Genomic DNA, 18315 nt, shown 5'->3' with positions numbered 1-18315 from the left:
AGTTGGTTTGGCCCCAGGCCGTCCGCGTCACCCGCGTCCGTCTCCCTGGCGGCTCGGAAAATATTACTCCTCCAACCCCGCAACGCCAAATCGGGGGGTCACACCGTCCGCAGATCGAGGGTGTTCCAGGTCAGCGCCTCCGGATCCCCGGTCGCCCACCACAGCACCCCGTTGCGGCAGAACACTCCCTGCACCGCCGAGCTGATCGGCACCAGCCTGTCCGCGGCCAGGTCGTAGACGTCCAGCGCTTCGGTCCCCGTGAGGTCCGACGTCGAGGAGGGCGTCGACACGAGCTCGAACCGGTCCAGCACGGCGACGTCGTTGATCGCCGCACGCGACGACGATCCGGCGATGCGGCGCCGGCCCGTCCCGTCCACGCGTACGGCGTCGATGCGCGCCAGGCCTCCGGACGACATCACCAGCACGCGGCACCACACCGGGCTGCACACGGGTTGTTCGGTGTTCGTCGTCGGCATCCCCGCAGCGGCCGCGGTGGACAGGGAACGCAGGGCGCCGGCCCCGTCGGTCAGCCACGGCCAGGCGCTCAGCGACCACGCGCCCCGCTCCGGGCGGACGGCCACGGCGCCCCCGGCCAGCGGGACCGAGCGGACCTCGGTGACGTCGGTGGTCGAGGCGGTGACCCACCACACCTTCGACTGCGCGATCACCAGGTCGTACTGGGAATCGTTGAAGATCGTGCTGCCCATGTCCGCGACGAGGCGGCGTACCCCGGTGCCGTCGGTCCTGGCAGTCCAGAGCCCGACCTTGCCGCCGTCGACGGACTCGGTCCACGCGAAGCCGCCGTCGAAGGCCGTCACCGTGCCGAACTCCGGGTTGCCCGCGGCGGGCAGCCGGCGCAGCTCGAGCTCGCCGAGCACCAGCCGGACCGCCGAGCCGTCCGGGCTGGGAGCCGTGCCGACGGCGGTGCGCGCGTCGAGGAAGGCGACCGGATGGAAGGGGAGGTCGAGCACGGCACGCTCGCCCCACGGCCGAGGGGTCGGATCGGCGGACGGGTACGCGACCAGCACCGCGCCCGCCGCCAGCGCGAGCACCAGCCCGATCGTGCGCGCGCTCACTCGTACTGCTGCTTGGGCGGGGTGATCTCCTGCCACCCGGTGGCCTGCAGGTAGGGCACCTGGGCGTCGTTGACGGGGTCCTTGGTGACCTTGCCGGCCCACGTGCCGGTGACCTGGACCCAGGTGTCGGGCGCCACGCCCGCCGGGACGTCGCCCGCGAGCCCCACCTTGATCGGCCGGCCGTCGGCGGCGCAGCAGGACAGCACCATGCGCGCGAGCATCGGCTCGCCGTCCGCCCCGGGCGTGATGAAGCCGGTCAGCCGCAGCGTCCGCCCGTCGAGGCTGCGCCCCGCGTCGAACACCGCCCGCGACGCGTAGTCCAGCAGCCCCACGTCGACCGGCTCGCCGTCGGGCAGCGGCGGATAGTCGGACTCGGCGTTCTGGGCGGTGAGCACGGACCCGGCCTGGCCCGCGGCGTACGACCCGAGGGCCGGCGGCGCCACGAGCAGCAGCCCCAGCACGGGAAGCAGCAGCAGCCACCCGACGCGCGGCTCGTGATGGTGCCCGTGCCCGTCGTCGTGCTCCTCCGGGCGACGGGCACGGAGCTCGTACCACAGCGTCATGACGGCCGCGGCGACCAGCAGCACTCCGGCGCCGATGAGGAAGGGCTGCAACCCCTCCTTCACATACCGCAGGTACGTGTCCCCCAGGCTGGCGCGCAGGACGGCGCCCCCGAGGAGCAGCATGATCACGGCCTGGGCCTGCCTGTTCACAGCAACACCGCCCCGAAGCCCGCGCCGACCAGGATCGCCGCCACGAAGGTCGCCGGGGCGAACCGGAACGCGAAGCGGCGCCCGAACACCCCGGCCTGCATGCTGATCAGCTTGAGGTCGACCATCGGGCCCACCACCAGGAACACCAGCCGCGAGGTCAGCGAGAACTGCGACAGCGACGCGGCGACGAAGGCGTCGGCCTCGCTGCAGATCGACAGGAGTACGGCCAGGACCGCGAGCGCCAGAATCGACAGCAGGTGGTTGCCGGCGAGCGCGTTGAGCCAGCGCTCCGGGACGAGCACATTGATCGTCGCGGCCGCCGCGGCGCCGAGCACGAGGAAGCCGCCCGCGTGCATGGTGTCGTGCCGCACCGCCGCCCAGAACGCCTCCCCCCGCGACATCCCGTCCAGGTCGGGCCGGTGCGGCAGCTTGATCCACTCGGCCTTGCCCAGCCGCAGCCACAGCCAGCCCATGGCGACGGCGACGACCAGGCTGGCGACGCCGCGGCCGACGACCATCTCCGGGTTCTGCGGGAAGGCGACCGCGGTGGCGGTCAGCACGATCGGGTTGATCGCGGGCGCGGCCAGCAGGAACGCCAGCGCGGCGGCGGGCGTGACACCCCGGCGGATGAGCGAGCCGGCGATCGGCACGCTGCCGCACTCGCAGCCGGGCAGCACGACGCCCGCGAGGCCCGCGGTGGGCACGGCGAGGGCCGGGTGCTTCGGCAGCGCCTTCGCCCAGAAGCTGCGGGGCACGAATACGGCGATGACGGCGGAGAGCACGACGCCGAACACGAGGAACGGCACGGCCTGCACCAGCACGGACACGAAGACGGTGGTCCACGTCTGCAGCCGCGGGTCGGAGATCAGCGACGCGAGCGGGTTGCGGAAGACGACCAGGAGCACGAGCAGCCCGGCCAGCACCTCCACCGACCCGATGCGCCCTTTCCGAGGCGGCGCCTCGGGCGGTGCTGTAACGGTCAACGAACACTCCCCAGGGGGCGACGGTCGCGGCCACCCTACCCGCCCCGGGGCCCCCGGCGCCCTGTCCCGCGCGAGTGACCGATGCATGCTGAACTGCGCATCAGTCCAGGATCGAGCGCAGGGTAACGGCGAACTCGTCCGGCTTGCCGTAGCCGGGGAGGAAGCCGCCGTGGTGGCTCGGGAAGACGGCCGGGGTGAGGCCGAGCAGGTCGGCGACGCCCCGGGCCGTGCGCGCGGTGTAGGTGGTGCCGCTCTCCTCGCCGACGCCGATCACGATGCGGGTGGGCGCGGCGCGCAGGCGGCCGGCGTCGGGCCGGTAGTCGGTGATCGGCCACGAGGCCTGGGACAGCAGGGGGTCGTCGTCCTCCCCCGGGGAGCCGGCGGAAGGAAGCGGCGGAAGCTGCGCGAAGTACTCGTCGGTGAACTCGCCTTCCCACCGCGTCATCGCCATGAAGGCGGCCATGCCGGCCTCGCGCCCGCCGGCCAGGTACGCCTCGTGGAAGTGCGCGCGGGCCCGCACGGCACCGTCCGCGTCGGGCAGGACGGCGTTGATCGGCGGCTCGTGGGCGACGAGGGTGCGGACGTCGTACGGATGCGTGGCCACCAGTTCCAGGGCGGTGACCGCGCCGCCGCTGCTCGCGAAGACGTCGACCGGCGCGAAGGCCAGGTGCTCGATGAGCAGGTGCAGGTCGGCGGCCTGCCGCTGCGGGGTGTTGTCGGTCCGGCCGTCGGTGCGCTCGCTGCGGCCGAGGCCCCGCGGGTCGTACGTGACGACGGTCCGGTCGGTGAAGAGCCCGGCGAGCGCGGTGAAGCCCTCGGCCGTCATGGGCTGGCCGACCATCAGCAACGGGACGGCCTCGCCGGGGACGTGACGGACGTCGTAGGCCAGCGTGGCGCCGGGTACGGAGAGTGTGCTCATCAGGTGACACTATGACGCGGTGACGATCGACACGCATGACGCTGCTGTAGCTGTCGCCCGAAAGGTCGCGGACGGGCTGATCCCCGGGGCGATCGCTCGCGACCGGGCGGGCGCGGAGGCCGTACCCACGGAGGCTCTTGCCCTGCTGGACTCCTCGGGACTGCTCGGGATCACGGTGCCCCGCGAGGACGGCGGGCCGGGGCTCGGGCCGGTCACGCTGGCGGAGGTGACGCGGATCGTCGCGGCGGCCGATCCGGCGATCGCGCAGGTGCCGCAGGCGCATTTCCTGCTCGTCGACGTGCTGGCGGTGCACGGGGACAAGGAGACCCGCACCCGCCTGTACGCCGACGTGCTCGCCGGCAGGCGCATCGGCAACGCCCTGGCGGAGCGGGGCGGCCGGCATGCGCAGGATCTGAAGACGCGCATCAAGGGCGACGTCCTCACCGGCCGCAAGTTCTACACCACCGGCGCGCTGACGGCGGCGTGGATCGCGGTGAGCGCCCTCGACGACAACGGCAGGCTGACCCTGGCCCTCGTGCCGCGCGACGCCGCCGGGGTGAGCATCGACACCGACTGGGACGTCATCGGTCAGCGCGCGACGATCAGCGGCACGGCGACCTTCGAGGACGTCCGGGTGGCCCATGTCATCGACTACGCGGGCGCGTACGCGGTGCCGCAGCAGCTCGGCGCCCGCGCCCAGCTCGTCCACGCGGCGATCGAGGTGGGCATCGCCGGGGCGGCCGTCCGGGACGCGCGCGCCTACCTGCGGGAGAAGGCCCGCCCGTCCACCGAGGCGGTCCGGGCGGGTGCGGCCGTCGCGGCCGACGATCCGCACGTCCTGCACCGGTACGGCCGCATCGCCGCCAAGGTCCGCGCGGCCGAGGCGCTGCTCGCCGACGCCGCCCGCACGCTGGACGGGATCGGTCTCGTGCCGGCCTCCGCCGAGGAGGCGGCCCGCGGCTCGCTGGCCGTCGCGGCAGCCAAGGCGTTCGGCAGCGAGGTCGCGCTCGAGGCGGCGTCCGACCTGTTCCAGATGTGCGGCACCAGCTCGGCCGCGAGCAAGTACGACCTCGACCGCCACTGGCGCAACGCCCGCACTCACAGCGTGCACGACCCGCTGGACTGGAAGTACCACCACCTGGCCGCCTACGAGCTGGCGGGCGTCCTGCCCCCGAACCACGGTCAGCTCTGAGCGGCTCCCAGGGCGAGGGACGCCACCTCGTCGGCGCAGCCCCAGGAGAGGGTCATGCCGGCACCGCCGTGGCCGTAGGCGTGCACGATCCGGCCGCCGCCGCGCTGCTCGATCTCGACGCGGGGACCGCCGTGCCGCCCCGGGCGCAGGCCCACCCGCTCGCCGAGCAGCGGGGCGCCGGCGAGCTCCGGGACCAGGGCGACGCACCGGGCGACGATCGCCTCGCGGGTCGCCGGGTCGGGCGTCAGGTTCGCGTCGTTCTCCTGGTAGGTGCCGCCGAGGACGACGTCGGTGCTGCGCGGATGCACGTACGTCTCGCCCACGTCACGGACGGACACCGTGATGCCGGGGTTGGCGACGATCGCGATCTGGCCGCGTACGGGATGCACCGCGGGGTCGTCGCACAACGCACCCGCCGCCAGACCGGTGGCGTTGACCACGACGGGCGCCTCGGCCAGGGCCTCGTCGAGGCTGCGCACGCGGCGCCGCACGACCGTGGGCAGCTGCCGGCGCAGCCACGGCAGGTACGTGGCCATCTCGGTCAGCGGCGCCCGGAACCGCAGCTCACGGGTCCACGGCCCGGGCGCGTCGGCGACCCGCACGTCCCCGGCGGCGGCCGCCCACCACGGCTCCCCGGCCGGCTCGCCGCGCTCGAGGTTGCGGGTCTCGCGCAGCAGCACGCCGGGCACGCCGTCGGCTGCCTGCTTGACGAACTCCGTGTACGTCGCCGTGGCCCACGCCAGCACCCGCGGGTCGAAGGCCGTCCGCGTCGGGTACCAGACCGCCGCCGCCACCGCCGACACCGTGTCCAGCTCGTCGTCCGCGGACCAGAGCGCCACCTCCGCCCCGCGCTCGCGCAGCCGGACAGCCGCCGTGAGCCCGATGATCCCGCCGCCGACCACGATCACGTCCACCATGCCGACCATCCTGCGTGCCCCGCGGCGGGCGGCAAAGCTCTAGGATCCGCGGGGTGGCGTACGTCATCGGGGTTGTGATCTTCGCCCTTGCCCTCAGTCTGTCGGTCGCGCTGCACGAGGCCGGCCACCTGCTCACCGCGCGCGCCTTCGGCATGCGGGTGCGGCGCTTCTTCGTGGGCCGCGGCCCGACGCTCTTCTCGGTCCGGCGCGGCGGCATCGAGTACGGCGTCAAGGCCCTGCCGCTCGGCGGCTTCTGCGACATCGCCGGCCTCACCGCGCTCGACGAGCTGACCCCGGCCGAGCAGCCGCGCGCGATGTGGCGCTATCCCGCGTGGAAACGCACCGTGGTGCTGGCGTCCGGCTCGGTCACCCACGTGCTCCTCGCGCTGATCATCCTGTACGCCGCCGCGGTCAGCACCGGCCTGCCCACCAACCAGACGACCGTGCCGCCGGTCGTCGCGTCCTCGGCGGCTCCCGCGCTGCTCCCCGGCGACCGCATCCTGTCCGTCGGCGGGCAGCCCACGCCGGCCTGGGACGACGTGGTCGCCCGGGTCCGCGCCTCGTCCGGGCCCACGGCTTTCGTCGTCTCCCGCGCCGGAGCTTCCCTCGGCGTGACCGTGGACGTGCCCGCCACCCGCCGGATCGGCGTCACGGCGCAGCTGCCGCCGGCGTTCGTGACCTACGGCCCGGGCGCGGCGGTGGGCGCCACCCTCGCGCACACGGGTGATCTGACCATCGGGTCGCTGCAGCAGCTGGCCCGCTTCCCCGAGCGCGTGCCGGCCGTCGTCGCGGCGATCGGCGGCGCCGAGCGCGACCCGGACACCCCGGTCAGCATGGTCGGCGCGAGCCGCCTGGGCGGGGAGGCCGCCGACCGCGGGCTGTGGGCGGTGTTCCTGCTGCTGCTGGCGAGCTTCAACCTCTTCATGGCGCTCTTCAACCTGCTGCCGCTGCTCCCCCTGGACGGCGGCCACATCATGATCGCCTGGTACGAGCGGCTGCGCCGCCGGGGCCCGGTCGACTACACCCGCCTGCTCCCGCTCACCACGGCGCTCATGCTCCTGGGCGGCGCGGTCATGCTCCTCACCATCACCGCCGACGTGGTCAACCCGGTCCGCCTGTCCTGACGCCGGACGCGCGCCGCAGCTGCACCGCCGACGTGACGACGACGGCCGTCAGGAAAATTCCGAACGTGATCGGGTAGGCGATCTCGGTTCGCCGGCACAGGGCGAGCACGATCAGCCCGCCGTAGAAGAGCACGCCTCCGATCAACCCCGCCAGCGCGCCGCGGCGGCGATCGGGCGTTGCCGGAGCCGCAGGCCGGAGCCGGCGCTGCGCGGGCAGCAACACTGCCTCGAAGAAGAAGATACTGAGCGCCCACGTCGTGCCCTGCAAGCCGCTGTCCAGGACGAGCAGAGCCGGAGCGCTGCCGCGATCGGTCACCAGCAGCTTGACAGGAAAAGACACGACGGCGATCACGACTGCCACGACGACGTAGCGGCCCGAGGTCCCGCGTAGGGTCTCGCGAATGTCCACAGGGCACGCTACATGCGGGCCTTCAGCACGTCGACCTCGGCGCCGGGCTGGTGGGGGTCGAAGCCGTGCTCGGTCAGCCAGCGGATCGCCGTCAGGCTGCGCAGCGCCCACCAGCCCCGGATGACGTCCACGTCCACATCCGTGCCGTAGCCCGCGAGCAGGTCGCCGAGGCGCTCCTCGTGCCCGAGCGTCAGGATGGCGAGGTCGAAATGCGCATCGCCCCGGCACGCCTCGGACCAGTCGATGATGCCGGTGACTTCGCCATCCACGGTGAAGACGTGGGTGATCTGCAGGTCCCCGTGCGTGAACACCGGCGTCCACGGGCGCAGCACGGCCTCGGCGACCTGGCGGTTGCGGGCGACGAGATCGGCGGGGAGGGTGCCGCTGTCGACGAGCCAGGCGCACTCGCGCTCGAGATCCGCCGCGTACTCCTCGACGCGCCTGCCCTCCCACGGCGGCAGCGGCGCCTCGTGCAGCTCCCGCACGGCCGCCCCGGCTGCGGCCCACGCTCGCGGCGACGCGGCGGAGGGCTTGCCGAGGACGCCGAGCGCTTCCCCGCGTACGGCGGCGATCGCCAGCACGGGAGGCTTGTGCCAGAGCACCTCCGGAGTCGGCACGGGCGCCATGGCCATCGCCTCGACCTCGACGTGCGTCCGCATCGGATGCGCGTCCACCTTCAGGAACGTGTCCCCGACACGCAGGGTCGCCCGCTCACTGTGGGCGACGACGACCTCGACCTCATCCACCCGGCCATCCTCCCGGCCCGGCCCCTCGCCGTCACCGCATTTATGCCGCGCGACCATGGCGTCAACGGCCGGCCCGACGGTCCCGCATCCTTCTCATGAAATGCCAATTTCGGTCCACAGGGGACGCTTGACCGCAGGGAACGCGCTTAGGGTCCGGCCATGCGCAAATTCCTCACGGCGTTCGCCGTCCTGCTCACGGTCCTGTTCGGCGGCCTGCTGCTGAGCCCGCACCCGGCCGGGGCGGAGCCACAGTAGCCCCGGCTCGTCTATCACCACTGCGAGGAGATCGACGGTGGCCCGTCCGACTACGACGGCGTGCACTGCGCCAACCTCTACATGATCGGGACGACGACGTCCTACGCCGAGAACGAGATCTACTGCCAGACCGTCCTCGGCGCCCTCCGGGAATGCCTCGGCATCATCGAGCAGCCGGGGATCTGCAAGGTGGGCCAGCCCTGCACCTACGGGGGACAGGGCATCTGTGGCGCGCAGTGGGGCCACAGCGCCTGCGGCCTGCGCCGGGTCAAGAACTACTCGCCCCGGATCACGGGCTGTGCGAGCGTACGGGCCCGCACCATCGACACCCGCATCATCCTGCCCGACCAGTACCTGGCCGGGGACGTCGGCACCAGCACGGAGACCGCCACGGCCACACAGACCTGTTGACCGGTCCGGACCGTGCCGGGCGGGCCGGCCGCGAAGGTTCCGGGGCCGGCCCGCGGCTCATGCGTCGCGGGGTTCGAGGGACGTGTCGGCGGGGGGCGGCTCGTGCGGGTCCGCCGGGCGGGCGGCTCGCTGGGCCTCGGCCTCGTCGTCGTCGGTCGGCTGGGTGCCCGGTGGCTCGCGGTCGGGGGTCGGTGCGCCCGAGGGGTGGCGGGCCAGGTAGCGGATGGCGGTGTTGAGGACGGCCAGCAGGGGGACCGCGATCAGGCCGCCGACGATGCCCGCGACGACGATGCCGCCGGCGATGGCGAGGATCACGGCGAGGGGGTGGAGGGCGACCGCCCGGCCCATGATGAGGGGCTGGAGGACGTGGCCCTCGAGCTGCTGGACGGCGATCACGATGATCAGCACGATCAGGGCGCTGACCCAGCCCTTGGCGACCAGGGCGACCAGCACGGCGACCGCGCCCGTGACGGTGGCGCCGACCACGGGGATGAAGGCGCCGAGGAAGACCAGGGCGGCCAGGGGCAGGGCGAGCGGGATCTGCAGGACGAAGAGGCCGATGCCGATGCCGACCGCGTCGACGAACGCGACCAGGACGGTGGCGTGCACGTACGACACGAGCGTGCGCCACGAGTAGTGCCCGGCGCGGGCGGTGGGGACGCGGGCCTCGCGCGGGAGCAGGCGGCACAGGAAGCGCCAGATGTGGCCGCCGTCGCGCAGGAAGAAGAAGAGCGTGAACAGCGTCAGGAAGAAGCCCGTGACGACCTCGCCGAGCGTGGTCGCGGTGCTCAGGGCGCCCGACGTCAGCGCGCCCTGGTTCTGGGTGATGGTCTGCTGCAGCCGGTCGACGTAGTCGTTGAGCTGCGCGTCGCTGATGTGCAGCGGGCCCGAGGAGAGCCAGCTCTGCACCTCGTTGATGCCGTCGCTGACCTGGGTGGACAGCGTGTCGATCTGGCTGATGAAGGTGCGGACGATCAGGCCGAGCCCGCCGAAGACGACCACCAGCGTGGCGAGCAGCACCAGCGCCGCGGCGAGGGACCTGTTCATGCCGCGGTTGGTGAGCGCGGTCGAGACCGGCTGGAACAGCGCGGCGAGCAGAATGGCGATGACCACCGGGATCAGCACCACGTGCAGCAGGGAGACCAGCCGCAGCAGGATGTAGGCGGCCACCACGAACGCGATGAACCGCCAGGCCCAGGCCCCGGCGACGCGCACGCCGCGGGGCAGGACCTCCTCCACGCCGTGCGGCTGGTCGACGACCACCACCGGCGCGGGCGTCACACCCTCCTCGGCAAAGGGATGATCGTCTCTATCGGCCGCCGCGAGGCGATTCCGGGCCTGCTCGCGGAAGGCGCGCATCCAGGTCAAAGTGTCCTCCAGAAATGACAAGTCGCCGGAGGTCATGCCCCGTTTCCTGCGGTTTCACGCGTCGCGGGAGCGAGTACGGTCGGCGCCATGACGGACCTGGATCCCGCCGGCCCCGGATTGCCCGGCGCCTTCGCCCGTACGTTCCGCAGCCGTCGCGTCCCCGCCGGTGACGTGACCCTGCACGCGGTGACGGGCGGTGACGGTCCGGCGCTGCTGCTTCTCCCGGGCTGGCCGCAGACCTGGTACTCCTGGCGCGAGGTCATGCCGGCCCTGGCCCGCGACTTCACCGTGGTGGCCGCCGACCCGCGTGGCACGGGACTGTCGGACAAGCCGGGCAGCGGCTACGACACGGGCACGATGGCCGAGGACCTGGTCCGGATGATGGCCGCCCTGGGCCACGAGCGGTTCGCGGTGATCGGCCAGGACGTCGGGGCGTGGACGGCCTACGCGCTCGCCGCCGACCACCCGGCCCACGTGACCAAGGTCGCCCTGGTCGAGGCGGGGACGGCGGAGCAGGAGTGGCATGTCGCCTTCAACCGGCTCGACGGGCTCAACGAGGAGCTCGTCCGCGGACGCGAGCACCTCTACTTCGGCCACCAGTTCGCGACGAAGGCGTACCAGGCGCTTCCCTCGTACGCGGTCGAGCACTACATCGCGACGCTGCGGGACCCGGACGCGCTGCGGGCGAGCTTCGAGCCGTACCGGGCCCTGGGGGTGACGTCGGCGCAGAACGAGCGCCGCGCCGCCACGCGCCTCGACGTGCCGGTGCTCGCGATCGGCGGCGACCAGTCGGTCGCCGGCCGCCCGGAGGCGATGCTCGCCCCGGTGGCCGGCGACCTCACCGGCGTCGTCCTCGAGAACTGCGGACACTATCCGGCGGAGGAAGTGCCCCTCGCCTTTCTCGACGCGCTCCGCGGATTCCTCTGATCAGTTGCCGATGGTGGCCTGCGGGCCGGCGTAGGTGCGGACCAGGCTGGGCACGTCGGCGGCGGCGTCCAGGGTGTACGAGTAGTAGCTGCCCGGCGTGAACGCGGATCCGTTCGTCTGCTGCTTGCCCGAGCTGTTCACCACGATGCTGCCGCTCTGCTTGAGCTGGGCGGCGGACGTGTCGTTGTAGTACGGGTTGGCGACGTTGTCGAAGTAGCTGTTCTCCAGCACCAGCTTCGTGCTGCCACGCGACAGGTTCCCGTACGACGTGATGTTCTGCATGTAGTTGTTGTAGAGGTGTGCCAGGGCCACGTTGTCGACGCTGGGGTTGCGCTGGTTGGTGTCGTGGATCCAGTTGTGGTGGATCGTCATGCGCGCCGTCACGTTGTCCGTCCAGCCGATGCCGAAGGCCTTGTTCTCCGACGCGAGCACGTTCCAGGACACGGTCAGGTAGCTGGTGTCCTTGCGGCTGTCGATCAGGCCGTCGTTCATGCGCGTGATCGTGTTGTGGTCGATCCAGATGTGGTCGGCGGTGTCCATCTGGATGCCGTCGTAGTCGTACACCTTGTCGTCGGGGTCGTCCTCGGGCATGGCCGCGTCCCGGATCGTCAGGTTGCGGATGATGACGTTCCGCACGCCCGCCCCGAGGAAGAACCCGCCGCCGACGATGTGACCGCTCGTGCCCACGCCGACGATCGTCTTGTCCGACTTCACCTTGAGCTCGGTGCCCTTGGGCGTGATCGTGACGGCCGCGGCCACCTTGATCACGTACGGCTCGGTCGCCGTCACGTACCTGGTCAGGTCGGCCAGGTTCGTGACCGTGACCGTCGCGCCCGCCGCGCCGCCGGTCGTGCCGCCGCCCGTCGAGGCGAAGCCGTCGGCGGTGTCCGGCCACGTCCGGCCGCCCACGGCGGTGAAGGCCCACTGCTTGTTCGTGTTGGCCGTGCAGGTCTCCTGGATGATCGCCGCCCCCGATGCGGTCGACGCGTCCTTGTCCGAGAGACACAGGCCGCTGTTCACGTTGACGAGCTGGAACGTGTTCGTCCCGCTCGCGGCCAGCTTGAACTGCTGGTTCGCCTGGCCCGAGGCACAACCCCACTGCTGCACCTGTACGCCGGAAGCGGTCGAGCTGCCCGGCACGTCGAGGCAACGGCCGCTGTTCACGTTCTGGATCAGGTAGTTGGAGCCGGCCGCCACGAGCTTGAACTGCTGCCACGTGGCACCGGCCGTGCAGCCCCACTGCTGCAGCAGGGCGCCGTTGTCCTTGGACGCGGACGGCACGTCGAGGCACTTGCCGCTCTTGGTCACCGACAACGTGTAGGTCGTGCCGGCCGTGGGCAGCGTGGCCGCGTCCGACGGGAGCACCGAATAGCCGACGATCGCGGCGGGCACGGCGATCAGCACCGCGGCCAGGGACATACGCTTCTTCATGACGCCTCTCACGAGATCGGATTCCAGCCGTCGCTGCCGGCCAGGTACTTCTGCGGGGTGTAATTGGCGGCCTGCGCGTCGCTCAGCTGCGGCCGGTTGCTGTTGGTGGTCGCGCCCGAGCCGGTGTTCTTGTACTCGAGGAAGCGGGCGTTCTCCCAGACGTTGCCGGACATGTCGGTCCACGGCTCCGCGGTCTTGATCGTGGCGCTCAGCGACGACTCGCGGTAGAGGACCTGCGCGTCGGGCCGCCACGGGCGCCCGAGCTGGGTGGTGTTGGTCGTCGCGCCGGTGATCGTGGCCTTGTAGAACAGCAGCCCGTACGTCTTGGTGGCCGCCGTGCTCGCCGCGGTGACCGGGCCGCCGGTGGTCCGCTTCTCGTAGATCTTGCTGCCGTCGAAGACCGCCGTGCCGCCGCCGAAGATGAAGTCGACGGTCCCCTCGACGTAGCCGCCCTTGAAGTACGCGCGGGTGCTGTCGTTGACCAGCAGGGTGTCCTGGTCGCCGAGCAGCCGCACGTCCCGGAAGACGGCCCGGTCCGCGTTGAGGTGCAGCGCGACGGCCTGGGCGCCGCTGGTGACGGTCGACTCGTCGAAGTCGTTGCTGATCGTCAGGTTCTGGGCGACGAAGTCGTGGCCGTAGACGAACGCGGTCGCCGAGCCGGACGTCCCGTGGGTGTTCGCGCTGTGGTTGTTGACGATGACGACGTCGTCCGCCGAGTCGCCGGTGCCCTGCAGCGTGACGTAGGGCTTGGTCGCCGGCACGGTCACGATCTCGCGGTACGTGCCCGGCTTGATCGTGATCGTGACCCGGCTCGCGTTGCCGGTGCCGACCGCGTCGATCGCCGCCTGGACGGTCCGGTAGGTGCCGGTGCCGTCGGCGGCGACCGTGTCGGTCCCGCCCGGGGCGGTGAAGGCCCACTGCTTGTTCGAGTTGGCCGTGCAGGTCTCCTGGATGACCGCCGCGCCGGAGGCCGTGGAGGCGTCCTTGTCGGAGATGCACAGGCCGCTGCCGACGTTGATGATCTGGAACGTGTTCGTCCCGCTCGCGGTGAGCCGCCACTGCTGGTTGGCCTGCGAGCTGGCGCAGCCCCACTGCTGCAGCTGGACGCCGGAGGCGGTCGAGCCGCCCGGCACGTCGACGCACTTGCCGCTGCTGACGTTCTGCAGCAGATAGTTGCTGCCGGCCGCCACCAGCTTGAACTGCTGCCAAGTGGCGCCGGCGGTGCAGCCCCACTGCTGCAGCAGGGCGCCGTTCGCCGAGGACGCGGACGGCACGTCGAGGCACTTGCCGCTCTTGGTGACCGCCAGCTGGTAGGTGCCGCCCGTGGCGGGCAGCGTCGCCGCGGCGGACGGCAGGACCGAGTACACGACCGCGGCGGCGGGGACGGCGACCGTGAGGGCGGCCACCAGCAGGCGTCTTGCTCTCTTTCCGGGCACTTCTCGTCCTCTCGAGGGGGTGGGAGCGCTTCCAAGTGGACACGCTGGGTGACGGCCGCCCCGGTGGAAGGCGGCACCCTGGTAGATGCGCGGGCGCCCCGGCGACAACAGGAATCCCGGAAATCTTTTGTTGTCGTGCCCGCGACGTGCGTGCCACCATGGGACCGCCGGGGTACGTAACGATGATCGTCGATGGATGGAGGGCGTGGGCGGGTGACGCAGAGTCAGATCGCTCCGGACGTCGCGCCTCTCGTCCGGCGGGCCCGGGGCGGCGACGCGGCGGCCACCGGAGAGCTGATCGCCGAGCACCTGCCGCTCGTCTACAACATCGTGGGGCGCGCGCTCGCCGGGCATCCGGACGTCGACGACGTCGTGCAGGAGACCATGCTCCGGGCGTTGCGCGCGCTGCCGGCCCTGCGCGAGCCGGAGCGGTTCCGATCGTGGCTGGTCGCCATCGCGTACAGGCAGATCCAGCTGCACCTGCGCGCCCGCCGCACGTCCCGGCTCAAGCTGGTGCCCGAGCAGGCCGACGTCCCCGACCCGGCGGGCGACTTCGCCGAGCGGACCACCGCCGAGCTCGTCCTCGACGGTCAGCGCCGCGACCTCGTCGAGGCGGCCCGCTGGCTGGACGCCGACGACCGGCGCCTGCTCGGCCTCTGGTGGCAGGAGGCGGCCGGCGAGCTGAGCCGCGCCGAGCTCGCCGACGCGCTGGGCGTGCGCCCGAAACACGCGGCCGTGCGGGTGCAGCGGATGAAGGCCCAGCTCGATGCCGTGCGCGGCGTCGTCGGCGCCCTGCACGCCCGGCCCCGGTGCCCCGAGCTCGCCGGGCTGGTCCGCCGCTGGGACGGCATCGCGGACCCGCTGTGGCGCAAGCGGCTCGTGCGGCACGTCCGCGAGTGCCCGCACTGCACCGATCGCAGCCGGGGCCTGATCGCCCCGGAGGAGCTGCTGCTCGGCGCCGCGATGCTGCCGGTCCCGGCCACGCTGACGGCCAAGGTGAGCGCGCTGACCGTCACGGGCAACGCGGTGCTGCACCACAAGGTGCTGGCGGCATGCGGCACGGCGGCGGTGCTGGCGACCGGCGGCGGCATCGTCTACGCGGTGCACTACTCCCCCGCTCCCCCGCCGCCCGCCGTCGCCGTGGCGCCCCCGGCCCCGGTGCTCACCACGACACCGCGGCCGGCTCGTCCCTCGTCCGCCGCGCCCGTCCCCGGCCGCGGACAAGCCGCGCAGATCTACGTGGCGCCGGGCGGGTCGGACGACGGCGACGGCAGCGCGGACCGGCCGTTCGCGACGCTCGGCAAGGCGGTCGCCACGGTGCGGCCGGGTCAGACGATCGCGATGCGCGGCGGCACCTACCGCCCCGCCGCCGGGGTCGAGATCACCACCAGCGGTACGCCCGGCAAGCGCATCACCCTCACCAACTACCGCGGCGAGCGGCCGGTCATCGACGCCTCGGCCGTGCCGGCGGACCAGTGGGCCGTGACGCAGCGGGCCTCCTACTGGACGGTGCAGGGGCTGACGATCACCGGGTCGGCGAGCCATGCGTACGTGTGCTCGGGCTGCCAGGGGTCGACCTTCCGCCACCTGACCATGCGCGGCAACGCCCGCTCGGGCCTGCAGCTGCGCGACGCGGGCACCAGCGGCAACCAGGTGCTGGACAGCGACTTCACCGGCGGCGCCGGGACCGGCCTGAGCATCCAGTTCGGCTCGGGCACGGGCAACGTGGTCCGCGGCAACCGCTTCGCCGGCAACGCGCTCGCCGGAGTCGACCTGGGCGCGTTCGGCTCCCCGGTCACCCTGGAGTACAACTGGGCGTACGGCAACGGGGGCAGCGGCTTCGTCCTCGGCGGCGGCACCCCGCCCGCCGCGGCCGCCCACCGCCTGCGCCACAACGCGGCCTGGTCCAACGGCAGCCACGGCTTCTCCGACGAGGGCAACACCGCCGCCCTCGACCTGACCAACAACACCGCCTGGCGCAACGAGGACACCGGCTTCCACCTCCCGTCCGCGCCCGCCACCGTCCGCGCCGACGTGGCCGTGGCCAACGGGACCCCGTTCGAGCTCAGCGCCGCCGCCACCGAGAGCCGCAGCAGCACCTCGGCCACCTTCCGCTCCACCGACCCGGCCCAGGCGGCCGGCCCGCGCCCCGCGTCGGGCACGCTGCCCGCCACGGCCTTCCTCCAGACCGGCACCGGCACCGGCGCCTCCATGGCCGGCGGCTGACCGGCCGTAATTGACTGTCGCCGACCGGCCCCGGCGGTTATGACTGACCGATGAGCGAGGAGACCCTCGACGGCGGCAACACCGTCGGCGCCGTCCGGATCGACGGCATCGTCCACAAGCGGGCGTCCCCGTGGACGCCGACGGTCCACGCGCTGCTGCGGCACCTGGAGGAGGCCGGCTTCGAGGGCGCTCCCCGGCCCCGCGGCTTCGACGGCCAGGGCCGCGAGATGCTCACGTACCTTCCCGGCGAGACGGCGGCCGGCCGCTTCCCGTGGCCGGCGTGGACCTTCACCGACGCCCTGCTCACCCAGGTCGGCCGGTGGCTGCGCCGCCTGCACGACGCGACGGCCGGCTTCGTGCCGCCCGCGGACGAGCGCTGGTTCACCGGCCGCACGATGCGGCCCGGGGACATCATCGGCCACCAGGACGCGGCCCCCTACAACGCCGCCGTGGCCGGTGGGGACCGCCTGGCCGGCTTCTTCGACTGGGGCACCGCCGGCCCGTCGGCCCGCGACTTCGACCTCGCCTTCTCGGCGCTGTGGTGGGTCCCGCTGTGCCCGCCGGACGTGGCGCAGGGGCTGGGCTTCCACGACCCGGCGGACCGCTCCCGCCGGCTGCACCTCCTGCTCGACGCGTACGGCTACGAGCGCGACCGGCGGGCGTTCGGCGCGGCGATCGTGGCACGCGCCCGCCACCAGGCCGGTCGGATGCGGGAGATGGCGGCGGCGGGCGACCGCGCGGCCATCGGGCTGCTGCCGGTCGCCGGCCACATCGACCGGTCCGCCGCCGAGGTCGAAGCCCTCCCGCCCGCCTTCTTCACCCGCTGACCGGCGGCACCGCCCCCGAGCGCGCCGGCGACGGCGTCAGGGCGTGGCGACGGCGTCGCGGAGGTCGCCGGCGATGGCGTCAGGGCGTGGCGACGGCGTCGCGGAGGTCGCCGACCGGCCAGTCCGGGAGGGCCCAGGCCAGGTCGGCGAGGGCGACCACGCCGACCAGGCGGTCGCCGTCGAGGACCGGGAGGCGGCGGACCCGGCAGCGGCCCATCGTGTGGAGGACCTGGGCGGCGTCGTCGTCGGCGGCGACCGTGACGCAGTCGTGGGCGGCCTCGGCGGCGGTGAGGCAAGACGGGTCGCGGTCGGCGGCGACGCTCGCGGCGAGGATGTCGCGGTCGGTGAGCATGCCGCGGATGCGGTCGTCGGCGCCGCGGACGGGGAGGCTGTCCACCCCGAGCCGGACCATGGTGTGCGCGGCGGCGCTCAGCGACTCGCTCTCGCCCACGCAGGTGACGTCGGCGGTCATGATCTCTCGCGCGGTCAGCATCGGGGCGGTCTCCGTCCGGGGTGTCCATCGTGGGCGATCTTGCGGAGCGCGATTACCCATTGTCGGGAAGACGATGCACGATCCGGCCCGCGGATGCCTACGGTGGGTCGATGGAGGACTTGACGAGCCTGTTCCGCACCGCCGCCGAGCACGCCGCCGCGTTCCGCCGGTCGCTGCCGGAGCGGCCGGTCGGCGTACCCGTCGATCAGGAAGCCCTGGCGAAGGCCTTCGCGGGTCCCCTGCCGGCCGCGCCCACCGCGCCAGGGCGGGTGCTGGCCGAGCTGGTCGCCGCCGCGGAGCCGGGGCTGGTGGCGAGCGCGGGCCCGCGCTACTTCGGGTTCGTGGTCGGCGGCGGGCTGCCGGCGGCCACCGCGGCCGACATGCTGGCCGCGGGCTGGGACCAGATGGCGTTCAACGCGGTCTCCTCGCCGGCGGCCGCCGCGGCCGAGACCGCGGCGGGCGCCTGGGTGAAGGAGCTGCTCGGCATCCCGGCGCCGGCGTCGGCCGGGTTCGTGACGGGCGCGCAGGCGGCCAACACCGCCGGGCTCGCCGCCGCCCGGCACCAGGTGCTGGCGGAGGCGGGCTGGGACGTGGAGCGCCGCGGCCTGATCGGGGCGCCGCCGGTGCGCGTGCTCGCCGGCGCCGAGCGCCACGGCACGATCGACCGGTCGCTGCGCCTGCTCGGGCTGGGCGTGGACGTCGTCGAGCCGGTGCCCTGCGACGCCGACGGCGCCGTCGAGATCGGCGCGCTGCGCGAGACGCTGCGGCGCGGGGGCCCGGCCATCGTGTGCCTGCAGGCGGGCAACGTGAACACCGGCGCCTGCGACCCGTTGCGGGCGGCGGGCGAACTGGTCCGCGGGCA

General features: G+C 73.1%; 17 protein-coding genes and 1 pseudogene. 7 read left to right on the top strand and 11 right to left on the bottom strand.

Features of this window, described 5'->3' with window-relative positions:
• Window positions 1-98: 98 nt before the first annotated feature.
• Genes RBH18_RS36555 through RBH18_RS36540 form a run of 4 tightly spaced genes read right to left on the bottom strand, consistent with a single transcriptional unit; the run spans window position 99 to window position 3691 of the window.
• Window positions 99-1076 (bottom strand): hypothetical protein, encoded by a 978-nt coding sequence (locus RBH18_RS36555; RefSeq protein ID WP_306215079.1) that lies wholly within the window; start codon window positions 1074-1076, stop codon window positions 99-101.
• Window positions 1073-1789 carry a TIGR03943 family putative permease subunit gene (locus RBH18_RS36550; protein ID WP_306215078.1) on the bottom strand — a complete coding sequence of 239 codons (717 nt, stop codon included), beginning with the start codon at window positions 1787-1789 and terminating at the stop codon, window positions 1073-1075. Before RBH18_RS36550 ends, RBH18_RS36555 begins: the two co-directional genes overlap by 4 nt.
• Window positions 1786-2859, bottom strand: a complete 1074-nt coding sequence (locus tag RBH18_RS36545) for a permease (protein WP_372339043.1) — start codon at window positions 2857-2859, stop codon at window positions 1786-1788. The genes RBH18_RS36550 and RBH18_RS36545 overlap by 4 nt, the downstream gene beginning before the upstream one ends.
• Window positions 2860-2872: 13 nt before the next feature.
• Window positions 2873-3691: an alpha/beta fold hydrolase gene (locus RBH18_RS36540; protein ID WP_306215076.1), complete on the bottom strand. Its 819-nt coding sequence runs from the start codon at window positions 3689-3691 to the stop codon at window positions 2873-2875.
• Window positions 3692-3710: 19 nt separating this feature from the next.
• Between RBH18_RS36540 and RBH18_RS36535 the strand changes: the two genes are divergently transcribed.
• Window positions 3711-4883, top strand: a complete 1173-nt coding sequence (locus RBH18_RS36535; protein ID WP_306215075.1) for an acyl-CoA dehydrogenase family protein — start codon at window positions 3711-3713, stop codon at window positions 4881-4883.
• Here RBH18_RS36535 and RBH18_RS36530 read toward each other — a convergent pair.
• Window positions 4874-5800, bottom strand: a complete 927-nt coding sequence (locus RBH18_RS36530) for an FAD-dependent oxidoreductase (protein WP_306215074.1) — start codon at window positions 5798-5800, stop codon at window positions 4874-4876. The two genes, RBH18_RS36535 and RBH18_RS36530, sit on opposite strands and share 10 nt — an antisense overlap.
• Window positions 5801-5853: 53 nt before the next feature.
• On the opposite strand from RBH18_RS36530, the gene RBH18_RS36525 reads away from it, so the two are divergent.
• Window positions 5854-6924 (top strand): M50 family metallopeptidase, encoded by a 1071-nt coding sequence (locus RBH18_RS36525; RefSeq protein WP_306215073.1) that lies wholly within the window; start codon window positions 5854-5856, stop codon window positions 6922-6924.
• Here RBH18_RS36525 and RBH18_RS36520 read toward each other — a convergent pair.
• Together RBH18_RS36520 and RBH18_RS36515 are read right to left on the bottom strand one after the other, a co-directional pair.
• Window positions 6902-7333, bottom strand: a complete 432-nt coding sequence (locus tag RBH18_RS36520) for a hypothetical protein (RefSeq protein WP_306215072.1) — start codon at window positions 7331-7333, stop codon at window positions 6902-6904. The two genes, RBH18_RS36525 and RBH18_RS36520, sit on opposite strands and share 23 nt — an antisense overlap.
• A gap of 8 nt (window positions 7334-7341) precedes the next feature.
• On the bottom strand, window positions 7342-8079 hold the full coding sequence (locus tag RBH18_RS36515) for an aminoglycoside phosphotransferase family protein (protein WP_306215071.1): 738 nt from the start codon (window positions 8077-8079) through the stop codon (window positions 7342-7344).
• 315 nt (window positions 8080-8394) lie between these two features.
• Between RBH18_RS36515 and RBH18_RS36510 the strand changes: the two genes are divergently transcribed.
• The gene (locus tag RBH18_RS36510; protein WP_306215070.1) at window positions 8395-8745 is read left to right on the top strand and encodes a hypothetical protein; all 351 of its coding nucleotides are present in this window, start codon (window positions 8395-8397) and stop codon (window positions 8743-8745) included.
• 57 nt (window positions 8746-8802) lie between these two features.
• Here the strand turns inward: RBH18_RS36510 and RBH18_RS36505 are convergent, their stop codons facing one another.
• Complete coding sequence (locus RBH18_RS36505) at window positions 8803-10149, bottom strand: AI-2E family transporter (RefSeq protein ID WP_306215069.1); 1347 nt, start codon at window positions 10147-10149, stop codon at window positions 8803-8805.
• A 51-nt stretch (window positions 10150-10200) separates the two neighbouring features.
• Here RBH18_RS36505 and RBH18_RS36500 point away from each other — a divergent pair, with 51 nt between their 5' ends.
• Window positions 10201-11040 carry an alpha/beta fold hydrolase gene (locus RBH18_RS36500; protein ID WP_306215068.1) on the top strand — a complete coding sequence of 280 codons (840 nt, stop codon included), beginning with the start codon at window positions 10201-10203 and terminating at the stop codon, window positions 11038-11040.
• Here RBH18_RS36500 and RBH18_RS36495 read toward each other — a convergent pair whose 3' ends face one another.
• Both RBH18_RS36495 and RBH18_RS36490 read right to left on the bottom strand, forming a co-directional pair.
• Window positions 11041-12471, bottom strand: a complete 1431-nt coding sequence (locus RBH18_RS36495) for an RICIN domain-containing protein (RefSeq protein ID WP_306215067.1) — start codon at window positions 12469-12471, stop codon at window positions 11041-11043.
• 8 nt (window positions 12472-12479) lie between these two features.
• Complete coding sequence (locus RBH18_RS36490; protein WP_306215066.1) at window positions 12480-13907, bottom strand: pectinesterase family protein; 1428 nt, start codon at window positions 13905-13907, stop codon at window positions 12480-12482.
• Between the two features lie 213 nt (window positions 13908-14120).
• Between RBH18_RS36490 and RBH18_RS36485 the strand changes: the two genes are divergently transcribed.
• Both RBH18_RS36485 and RBH18_RS36480 read left to right on the top strand, forming a co-directional pair.
• Window positions 14121-16133, top strand: coding sequence for a sigma-70 family RNA polymerase sigma factor (locus RBH18_RS36485; RefSeq protein WP_306215065.1), 2013 nt, complete (start codon window positions 14121-14123; stop codon window positions 16131-16133).
• Window positions 16134-16183: 50 nt separating this feature from the next.
• Window positions 16184-16960 (top strand): phosphotransferase, encoded by a 777-nt coding sequence (locus RBH18_RS36480; RefSeq protein ID WP_306215064.1) that lies wholly within the window; start codon window positions 16184-16186, stop codon window positions 16958-16960.
• Window positions 16961-17039: 79 nt separating this feature from the next.
• Here RBH18_RS36480 and RBH18_RS36475 read toward each other — a convergent pair whose 3' ends face one another.
• Window positions 17040-17453: a CBS domain-containing protein gene (locus RBH18_RS36475; RefSeq protein WP_306215063.1), complete on the bottom strand. Its 414-nt coding sequence runs from the start codon at window positions 17451-17453 to the stop codon at window positions 17040-17042.
• 110 nt (window positions 17454-17563) lie between these two features.
• Here RBH18_RS36475 and RBH18_RS36470 point away from each other — a divergent pair.
• Window positions 17564-18315 (top strand): annotated as a pseudogene (locus tag RBH18_RS36470) (pyridoxal-dependent decarboxylase); the annotation flags it as partial.

It is taken from the genome of Actinoplanes oryzae (assembly GCF_030757795.1).
Taxonomy (GTDB): domain Bacteria; phylum Actinomycetota; class Actinomycetes; order Mycobacteriales; family Micromonosporaceae; genus Actinoplanes.
The sequence above is the reverse complement of the archived record's forward strand: the minus strand, read 5'-3'. Positions and strand labels throughout refer to the sequence as shown.